The 3,056-nt window shown below is 73.7% G+C and carries 3 protein-coding genes and 2 pseudogenes; all 5 read left to right on the top strand.

The features are described from left to right. Positions 1-86 precede the first annotated feature (86 nt). Entirely contained in the window at positions 87-914 is an 828-nt protein-coding gene (locus tag ACY45C_RS20860; RefSeq protein WP_462189249.1) for a carbohydrate ABC transporter permease, read from the top strand. A 7-nt stretch (positions 915-921) separates the two neighbouring features. Continuing rightward, positions 922-1,251: pseudogene (locus ACY45C_RS20855) on the top strand (ATP-binding cassette domain-containing protein); the annotation flags it as partial. A 125-nt stretch (positions 1,252-1,376) separates the two neighbouring features. Then, positions 1,377-1,472, top strand: a pseudogene (locus ACY45C_RS20850) (hypothetical protein); the annotation flags it as partial. A gap of 36 nt (positions 1,473-1,508) precedes the next feature. Then, complete coding sequence (locus ACY45C_RS20845; RefSeq protein WP_462189250.1) at positions 1,509-2,264, top strand: ATP-binding cassette domain-containing protein; 756 nt, start codon at positions 1,509-1,511, stop codon at positions 2,262-2,264. Between the two features lie 32 nt (positions 2,265-2,296). Beyond that, positions 2,297-2,974, top strand: a complete 678-nt coding sequence (locus ACY45C_RS20840; protein WP_462189248.1) for an HAD-IA family hydrolase — start codon at positions 2,297-2,299, stop codon at positions 2,972-2,974. The last annotated feature ends 82 nt before the right edge of the window (positions 2,975-3,056 follow it).

Here is a 3,056-nt window from a genome sequence, read left to right as displayed (position 1 = left end):
GCTCGGCGCCCCGGGCCGGGACCGGCCGACCACCCGGCTCGCGGCCGCCCTCGCCGCCCCGCTGACCGCACTGACCAGGAGGCGCCGTGCCGCGCTCTGACGTCCGGGCCGCCCGCGCCGCCGGCCGGCACGTGGTACTCGCCATGGCGGTCGTCGCGATGCTCTTCCCGATGCTGTGGGCGCTGACCACCTCGTTCAAGCCGCCCGTGGACATCTACGGCGCCAGCCCGCTGCCCATCCCGGCCAGCCTGAGCAACTACCGCAACGCCATCGACGGGTTCCCCATCGGCCGGCTGCTGCTGAACACCTTCGTCATGGCGACGGGCGTGACCGTCCTGCACCTCGTCGCCGGGGTGCTCGCCGCCTGGTCGTTCGTCCGTTTCTCCCACGCCGGGCAGCGGCTCGTCTCCGCGCTGGTGCTCATCGCCCTCGTCGTCCCGCCGCAGGCCCTGATGATCCCGCAGTTCCTGCTGGTCGCCCGGCTGGGCTGGCGCAACACCTTCGCCGGGCTGATCGTGCCGCAGCTGGCCACCTGCTCGCTGGCGGTGCTGCTGCTGCGCGAGCACATCCGCGGCATCCCGCCGACCCTGCTCGGCGCCGCGACCCTCGACGGCGCCAGCCACGCCGAGACGCTGCGCCACATCGTCCTGCCGCTGCTGCGCCCCGCGCTCGCGGCGGTGGCCATCGTCGTGTTCATCACGACGTGGAACGAGTATCTCTGGCCCACCCTCGTCGCGCCCCACGCGGACACGACGACCATCCAGCCGGGCCTGCAGATGTTCGAGACCCAGGAGGGCCCGGAGTACGGCCCGCTGCTCGCCGGGGCCATGCTCGCCTCGATCCCGGTGATCATCGTCTACCTCTTCGCCTCCCGCCGCGTCACCGACGCTTTCCTCCAAGCTGGCCTGAGATGAGCACCGGATGACCGACACCACCGTGACCAGCCGGCCGATCCTCGGCGAGGCGCCACCGCCGGAGCTCCCCGCCCCCAGCGGGGGGGTGCACTTCCGTGGGATCATGCGCCGGTACGGCGGCACCGGGCAGCCCGCGCTCGACGTCGCCGACCTGCATCTGCCGCACCGCTCCTTCACCGTGATCGTCGGGCCGTCGGGATGCGGGAAGTCGACCGCGCTGCGGGTCATCACCGGGCTGGAAACCCCCGACGAGGGCCGGTTGACGATCAACGGGGTGGACGCCACGGCGACGCCACCGGGCGCGCGCGGGGTCTCGATGGTCTTCCAGGACTTCGCCCTCTACCCGCATCTCACCGTCGAGCAGAACATCGCCTTCAGCCTGCGGCTCGAGGCGAAGCACAACCGCGGCCGCCTCGGGTTTCTGCGCCGGGGGCGGGCGGGGCGGGCCCGAGCCGTAGCGAGATCTCCCGCCGGGTCACCGAGGCCTGCGTCCTGCTGGGGCTCGCCGACCTGCGTCACCGCCGGCCCGGGCAGCTCTCCGGTGGCGAGCGCCAGCGCGTCGGCCTTGCCCGCGCGATCGTGCGCCGCCCGAGTGTGCTCCTGCTCGACGAGCCCCTCTCCGCGCTCGACGCCCAGCTACGCCAGCAGGCCCGGGCCGAACTCGTGCGCCTGCACCGCGAGCTGGGCAACACCGTCGTCCTCGTCACCCACGATCAGCTCGAGGCGCTGTCCATGGGCACCCATCTGGTGGTCATGAACGGCGGGCGGGTGGCGCAGGCCGGCACGCCCGAGCAGGTCTACCGCCGGCCGGCTGACGTCTTCGTCGCCGCGTTCGTCGGCAGTCCGGCGATGAACCTGCGCCTGGTCGAGGTGGCGAACGGCGGTGGGGCGCTCGCGGCGCCGGGGCTGTCCGCGCGGCTGGCCGGACCGCTGGCGCTGCCCCGGGTGTGGCTTGGCTGGCGGCCGGGGGACGGCGTCATCGAGGCCGAGCCCGACCGGGCCGCGGCAGCGGGCGGCGTGGCCGGTACGGGCCTGGCCGGTGACGGCCTGGTTATGGAGGGCCTGGTCGACGTGGTCGAGTTCACCGGGGACGTGGTCGTCGTCCACTGCGTGAGCGGGGCCGCTGCGGCGGGGGAGACCGGAGAGTGGGACGGGAACCCGGGCGAGGCCGGCCCGGCCCGGTGGGCGGTGACCGTCCCGGCCCGGGCCGGCGTCCCGGCCGTCGGCACACCGCTGCGGGTCCGGGTGCCCGCGCGCCGACTGCACCTGTTCGACCCGGCCAGTGGGCAGCGCGTCGATGACGCTGACGATCTCGTCGACGACCTCGCCGTCGTCGGCGAGCCGGCATGACCGAACCGCTGCCCGCAGGAGGCCCCGCCCCCGTGGGGGAGGTCCTGCTCCGGGCCGGCGGCGCGGCGCCGTGGGCGATCTGGTGCGATTTCGGCGGAGTGCTGACGTCGTCGATCGCTGTGGCGTTCCGCGACCTGGTCGCCGCCGCGGGCGTGCCCGCCCACGAGCTGCGCCGGGCGTTCGACCAGGTGGCGGCGACGTGGGGCCTGCGCACGTTGGGCCCCCTCGAACGGGGCATGGTCAGCCAGCATGACTGGGGGATCCTCGTCACGGACGCCCTCGGGCCCGCCCACCCGCCACGCATCGACCTGTCCCGGTTCGGGGACCACTGGTATGCCGGTCGCACCCTGGAGTCGGCGATGGTCGACGGGCTGCTGCGCGCCCGCGCCGCCGGTCTGCGGGTGGGACTGCTGACCAACAGCGTGGCCGAGTGGGAGCCGCTGCGCCGCGCGCTGCTGCCCGACTGGTCGGTCTTCGAGTCAATCATCAACTCCCATGAGATCGGGATCGGCAAGCCCGATCCGGCCATCTACGACCTCGCCGAACGCACGTTCGGCCAGCCCGGTCCGGGCTGCGCCCTCATCGACGACGCCGCCGCGAACTGCGAGGCGGCGCGTCGGCGCGGCTGGACGGCGATCCATCACCGCAGCGTCGCGGACACGCTGGCCGAGCTGGCCGCGGTGACCGGGGTTCCCGAGCTGGCCGGCTAGACTTGTCTTCCGCACGTGCGTGCGATGAGCTAGCTGCTTGATCTCTTGTTCGGATCACGTCGGGGTGACCGCGATCGGTAGT

The organism is Frankia sp. CcWB2 (genome assembly GCF_977927585.1).
This window is presented reverse-complemented; position numbering and strand designations above follow the sequence as displayed.